The organism is Rhodococcus sp. (in: high G+C Gram-positive bacteria) (genome assembly GCF_049286785.1).
GTDB lineage: Bacteria > Actinomycetota > Actinomycetes > Mycobacteriales > Mycobacteriaceae > Rhodococcus_F.
In genome coordinates this window covers 1-5,371 of record NZ_JBAQEO010000087.1, presented here as the reverse complement: position 1 = coordinate 5,371, position 5,371 = coordinate 1, and the positions used below count along the sequence as shown (strand labels likewise).

Below are 5,371 nucleotides of genomic sequence, written 5' to 3'. Positions count from 1 at the left end.
GGACGAGGTGTACTGGCTGATGGCCGAGACCCTGATCGCAATGGAGGCCGGTCTGTACAAATCGGCAGGCGTCGCAGTAGGTGACGTGTGGCGCGACGTACGGGTGCGCGAGCGCCGCCACGAGTCGGCCGACACGGTGTCGTTCGTACTCACCTCCTTGGACGGCACGCCGTTGCCGAAGTTCGCTCCCGGCCAGTACCTCTCGGTGGGCGTCCACCTGCCCGACGGTGCGCGTCAGATCCGGCAGTACAGTCTCTCGTCCGCTCCGTCACGAGACGACTGGCGAATCACCGTGAAGCGCATCGACGCCCACACGACGCCGGACGGAACCGTCGTGCCCGCCGGTGAGGTTTCGAACTTCTTGTACCACAATGTTTTCGAGGAAGACATCCTCAATGTGACCACGCCGTTCGGCGACCTGGTGCTCCAGGACGACGACGCGCCGCTGCTTCTCGTCTCGGCCGGTATCGGATGCACTCCCATGATCGGAATGCTCAGCCACCTCGCCGACACCGAGGACGGTCGCCAAATCTCGGTGCTGCACGCGGACCGCTCCCCCAGCAACCACGCGCATCGCGCCGAACTCACCGAACTCGTGGAGCGTCTGCCGTTCGCCGAGATGCACCGCTGGTACGAGGACCTCGGCGCACGCACGCCCGAAGCCAGCCTCAGCCTCGGGCGGGCCGACCTCGGTGACGTGAGCATCACCCCCGGAACCCACGCGTACCTGTGCGGTCCGCTGCCCTTCATGCTGGGTATGCGGCGGGCGCTGCTCGAGAAGGACGTTCCCGAGCAGAACATCCATTACGAGGTGTTCGGCCCCGACAACTTCGCAGGCGCCTCTGCCTGATCGAAAGAGCCCAGACGGGAGTCCGGCTCACACCGCCCAGGTGTGGACCGGGCTCCCGTCGCGCATGTTCAGAACATATTGGGCCAGCATGGACGACAAGGCTTCCCGCCGGCCGAGGCCGGCCTCCTCGTGACGCAGCACCTGCGCACGCTGCCAGGCTGCGCCGGTCTGCCGATTGAGGCACCTGCCCTCGATGACGCTGAGGTAGCGATCACGAGCCTTCTGCGACAATCCGAACGCTTCGAGTCCCCGGTCGGCGATCGGCAGGAGCCGGCGCAGCACCAACTCGTCCGCTCCCACCCATCCCACGTCGGGCCAATACAGCTCGGATTCCAGCCCGCACCTCGCGCCCTCGTGCAGATTCTCCTCCGCTGCGTTGAACGACATCCGTGACCAGACGGACGTCTCCTCGTCCACGAGTCCCCGCAACGCTCCGTAGTAGAAGGCCGCGTTGGCCATGGTGTCGAGAACGGTGGGCCCGGCGGGGAGCACCCGGTTCTCGATCCGCAGATGCGGCTTTCCGTCCGCGCAGTCGTACACCGGCCGGTTCCACCGGTAGATCGTCCCGTTATGCATCTGCAGTTCGCTGAGATCCGGAATATTCCCGGCGTCGAGCTCGGCCGACGGGTCGATATCGGTGACCTCGGGCAGAAGGGCGGGGAAGTACCGCGAGTTCTCCTCGAACAGGTCGAAGACCGAATCGATCCACCGCTCCCCGAACCACACTCGCGGACGGACCCCCTGATTTCTCAATTCGAGGGGACGCGTGTCGGTGGCCTGCTCGAAGAGCGGGATGCGCGATTCGTGCCACAGCGCCTTGCCGGCGAGGAACGGTGAATTGGCTGCCAGAGCCACCTGTGCGCCCGCCAGGCACTGCGCTGCGTTCCAGTGGGCGGCAAAACGGTCCGGCGCCACCCGAAGATGCAGTTGCAGCGACGTACAGGCCGCCTCGGGAACCACCGAATTGGTGTCGGCGCGCAAGTGCTCCGGGGACTTGCCCGGCAGAGCGACGCCCTCGAGATCGAGCTCGAGGTCTTCACCGCGTGCGGCGAAGATCTGCTCGTTGAGCAGCTCGTAGCGGGGGTTCGCCGAGATCCATTCGCGACCGAGGTGCTCGAGTTCGAGGGTCGGAAGCATCCCGATCATCACAAGTTGCGCGTCGTGCTGGTGGATTCGGGCATCGGCGACACGGAGCGACGCCCGCAGCGTGCGCTCGAGTTCGAAGGTGGCATCTCCCGTCAGCGGCCCGGGCTTGACGTTCATCTCGACGTTGAACTGACCCAGCTCGGTCTGGAACACGGCGTCGTCGTCGATCGCCTGAAGGACCTCCGCATTCGCCATCGCCGGACTCATATCGGCGCGGACGAGATTGAACTCGATCTCCATCCCCAGCATCGGCTGCGGCGGATCGACGTCATCGGCAAATGCACCGTCTCGGAGCATTCTTTCGAGCGCCTCGACGCACATCAGCACCTTCTGCCGGAAAAGCCGCCGATCTGCCCGGGTGAACGTCCGAGAGCTGACTTCGCGACCCATTACACTCCCCCGCTGCCAGTGAATTGCGAGCACTCGCGAGCATATCCGCTCATCCCACGCGAATGCGGGCATCGCGGACTAACCTCGAATCAGACGATGGTGAGCGGAAGGAACAGAGATGGCACCTCGAACCGACTCCAAGTCCAAGAAGAAACCAGAGTTCTCCGTGGGAACACGCGTGAAGACGCGGCACTCCGTCGATCCCGCAGTCCCCGAGAAGGAATGGCCCCTCGAAGCGGGCGCTATCGTCGACGAGTTCGGCGAAGTGCAGGACATCGAGGCCGATTCCTACGGCCGCGACTGGGCTGTGTCACGCCGGTGGGCGGTAGCCCTCGACAGTGGTCCCCTCGTGTTCCGTAACGATCCCGACCTCGAGCCGGAGTGAGAAGCTAGGCGTTTGCGCCGGCGTCGCCCCAGGTGACGGCCACGCCGCGTTCCTTCAGCCACCGCCCCGGATCAACCTTGTTGCCGTTCGCGTCGTGCACCTCGAAGTGCAGGTGCGGACCGGTGGACTGGCCCCGGTTGCCTACGGTGGCGATCTGCTGTCCTGCGCTCACCTGCTGACCGACGCTCACGGAGTAATCGTTGACGTGTCCGTAGACGGTGACGGTTCCGTCGTCGTGGAGAAGCCGCACCCACAGTCCGAACCCGGACGCCGCCCCGGCGTCGATGACCTCACCGTCGGCGGCGGCGAGGACCGCGGTACCTACGGGTGCCGCGATGTCGATCCCGCCGTGATGTGCACCCCAGCGGGAACCGAAATTGGAAGTCAATGTGCCCGAGACAGGCTGAACCGCGTGCCGCTTGACCGGGTTCACCGAGGTCAGCCACTGCTGAGCCTGCGCACCCAGGTCGGGGGCAACGAAGTCCTGTGCGGCCGCGGCGAGGTCTGCGGGCAACTCGAAACCGGCGGGGAGGACACCGGCCGGGAGCTGGAACGGCAGGCTGGGCGCGGTCTGCTCGCCGCCGGGCTGAACCTCGTTCGCGTGAACGGGCGCCGCGGCTGCGGTACCCGCTCCCAACTGGGCGGCACCGGCAAAAATAGCGCCGGTGGCAGCGGCAACTGTGGCGGCCTTGATGCCCACACCCGTTCCGGCCTGCTGGTGGCGATGGCGCCCGCGCGCCGCGTCCAGATCGATCTCGAAACGAACGGCGGACCCGTTCGGCCGGTGGTGGGAACCCACAGTGAATACCTCGTCAGTCGTCGGAATGCAGCACTCCCCGTTCGGCGAGGGCTCCTCTGTCTGCCGAAGAATGTAACAAAACGATATAGGTATGCGCCACCGTTACCGGAGCTTTATGTTCGGCGACCCGCGAACTCGGCCCTTGAAGACGGCGTCACGGGACTTGTGCTGGGAGAATTTCCTGATCAGCCGAGGTGCTGCCGGAAGAACAAGTCGATCCGCTTCCAGGCATCTTCCGCAGCGGCGGGCTCGGGCACCATTCCCGAGACCTTCGACAGCAACCGCACCGGGGCCGGGCCAGCCAACGTGTCGTTGAGGAACGCATGACCCGCCGTCGGGTACTCCTTGACGTCATGCTCCACACCGGCCTTGGTCAGTGCGGCGTCGAGTTTCACCGCCGCGTTCCGCAGAGAGAAATCCTTCCCGCCGTAACTGGCCACCACCGGGCACACACCCTCCATCGCCGCATCCAGGTCGCGCGGCAGCATCCCGTAGTTGGGCGCCGCCGCGTCGAACCCCGAACCCGCAGCAACCAGCGCGAAACCGCCACCCATGCAGAAGCCGATGATGCCGACCTTTCCCGTGCAGTCCGCCGAGCCGAGCAGCCATTGCCGGGCGGCCTCGATGTCACCGAACGCGCGCCCCTGACCCGCCAGCATCGCCCGCATCGTCGTGACGAGACAACGCACCGCTCCGCCTGCACTGAACAGATCCGGCGCCAACGTCAGGAAACCGGCTGCGGCGAGCCTGTCGGCCTGCCTGCGCATCACGTCGTTCAATCCGAAGGCCTCGTGAATCATCGCCACACCGGGCCACGGACCGTCACCGGACGGCCGCGCCAGATAGCCGCTCAACTTCCGCGAACCGTTGTGCCCAGCCGCCAGGTCCGTCAAGTCGATGTCTGCCATGCGAACAACAATGCCCTCCCCATCGCGGGCACACCACCATTCCCGCTACACTCACCTCGGTGCGCGCCCGCGTGCACGCGCCCTCGTAGCTCAGGGGATAGAGCAACCCTCTCCTAAAGGGTAGGTCGCAGGTTCGAATCCTGCCGAGGGCACCGAATCGGGATCGGTTCCTCAGTGCGGACACCGATCGACCGCCATCCTTCATGCGGTCGCCCATGACGAATACCGAAGCGCGAACCGCCACCCTGCATTCCCACGTCAGCTACCGTGACGCGAAGTCGGTCGCCGGAAGTGCGGTCCGAAACCATAGGCACGGGACCATATCTAGGTGCCAGTACCCACTCGGACGTGGTCGTAGCGCATTCCGCGTTCGTCGCGGCAGTCCCCGCTTCCATTCCGAAACCTGCTGGAAGCAGCGGGGTTCGCATCGCCACCGCATCTACGATTGACGCGGCACCAGTGCACATGCCCGAGAAGTGAAGGCCGGTGAAGCGTTACTGCTCCGCAAGCTGCTTCAGCAGACGATTCTGTGTTGCCGACTCGGATTCCGGCCGTAGGGATTTGCCGGTCCTTGCCACCCGTCGTCCGGCGACGGTCAACATGGGTCGCGGGATCCCCATGCCCATGATCGGTACGCCCGTCAGGTAGCCACCCTTGTAGAGATGGTTCGAGCCGTCGGCCACTTCGTCTCGGGTGAGCGGCGAGGGCGCCCAGCCGACCGTCTCGCCGATGGAATCCGCGTCCAGAATCGGGCTTCGATAGCCTTCGGTGGCATTCGCGAGAAGCCAACGCAGAACAGCGTCACGAACCGCCCACTGACGATCGGTAGCTGCATTCACATTTCAGTCCTCCGGTAGTTGGCGTTGATGCCTGCATGCACCATAGCCACCGCC

At 65.3% G+C, this 5,371-nt stretch carries 6 protein-coding genes and 1 tRNA gene; 3 read left to right on the top strand and 4 right to left on the bottom strand.

What is annotated here, in order from left to right; all coding sequences use genetic code 11:
* A partial coding sequence (locus tag WAW17_RS03195) for an FAD-binding oxidoreductase (protein ID WP_422331571.1) occupies positions 1 to 850 on the top strand: 850 nt, incomplete at its 5' end.
* Positions 851 to 877: 27 nt separating this feature from the next.
* Here the strand turns inward: WAW17_RS03195 and WAW17_RS03190 are convergent.
* On the bottom strand, positions 878 to 2,386 hold the full coding sequence (locus WAW17_RS03190) for a glutamate-cysteine ligase family protein (protein WP_422331570.1): 1,509 nt from the start codon (positions 2,384 to 2,386) through the stop codon (positions 878 to 880).
* 118 nt (positions 2,387 to 2,504) lie between these two features.
* Between WAW17_RS03190 and WAW17_RS03185 the strand changes: the two genes are divergently transcribed.
* On the top strand, positions 2,505 to 2,771 hold the full coding sequence (locus WAW17_RS03185) for a hypothetical protein (protein WP_422331569.1): 267 nt from the start codon (positions 2,505 to 2,507) through the stop codon (positions 2,769 to 2,771).
* 4 nt (positions 2,772 to 2,775) lie between these two features.
* On the opposite strand, the gene WAW17_RS03180 is transcribed toward WAW17_RS03185, so the two are convergent.
* Both WAW17_RS03180 and WAW17_RS03175 read right to left on the bottom strand, forming a co-directional pair.
* Positions 2,776 to 3,570 carry a M23 family metallopeptidase gene (locus WAW17_RS03180; RefSeq protein WP_422331568.1) on the bottom strand — a complete coding sequence of 265 codons (795 nt, stop codon included), beginning with the start codon at positions 3,568 to 3,570 and terminating at the stop codon, positions 2,776 to 2,778.
* Positions 3,571 to 3,755: 185 nt separating this feature from the next.
* Positions 3,756 to 4,478 carry a dienelactone hydrolase family protein gene (locus WAW17_RS03175; protein ID WP_422331567.1) on the bottom strand — a complete coding sequence of 241 codons (723 nt, stop codon included), beginning with the start codon at positions 4,476 to 4,478 and terminating at the stop codon, positions 3,756 to 3,758.
* Positions 4,479 to 4,557: 79 nt separating this feature from the next.
* Here WAW17_RS03175 and WAW17_RS03170 point away from each other — a divergent pair.
* Positions 4,558 to 4,630: transfer RNA gene (locus WAW17_RS03170), tRNA-Arg, on the top strand.
* Between the two features lie 342 nt (positions 4,631 to 4,972).
* Here the strand turns inward: WAW17_RS03170 and WAW17_RS03165 are convergent.
* Positions 4,973 to 5,317 (bottom strand): serine recombinase, encoded by a 345-nt coding sequence (locus WAW17_RS03165; protein ID WP_422331566.1) that lies wholly within the window; start codon positions 5,315 to 5,317, stop codon positions 4,973 to 4,975.
* Positions 5,318 to 5,371 lie beyond the last annotated feature (54 nt).

Coding starts and splice junctions, on each gene's coding strand:
- WAW17_RS03190 (WP_422331570.1), bottom strand. CDS start 2,386: ATGGGTCGCGAAGTCAGCTCTCGGACGTTCACCCGGGCAGATCGGCGG.
- WAW17_RS03185 (WP_422331569.1), top strand. CDS start 2,505: ATGGCACCTCGAACCGACTCCAAGTCCAAGAAGAAACCAGAGTTCTCC.
- WAW17_RS03175 (WP_422331567.1), bottom strand. CDS start 4,478: ATGGCAGACATCGACTTGACGGACCTGGCGGCTGGGCACAACGGTTCG.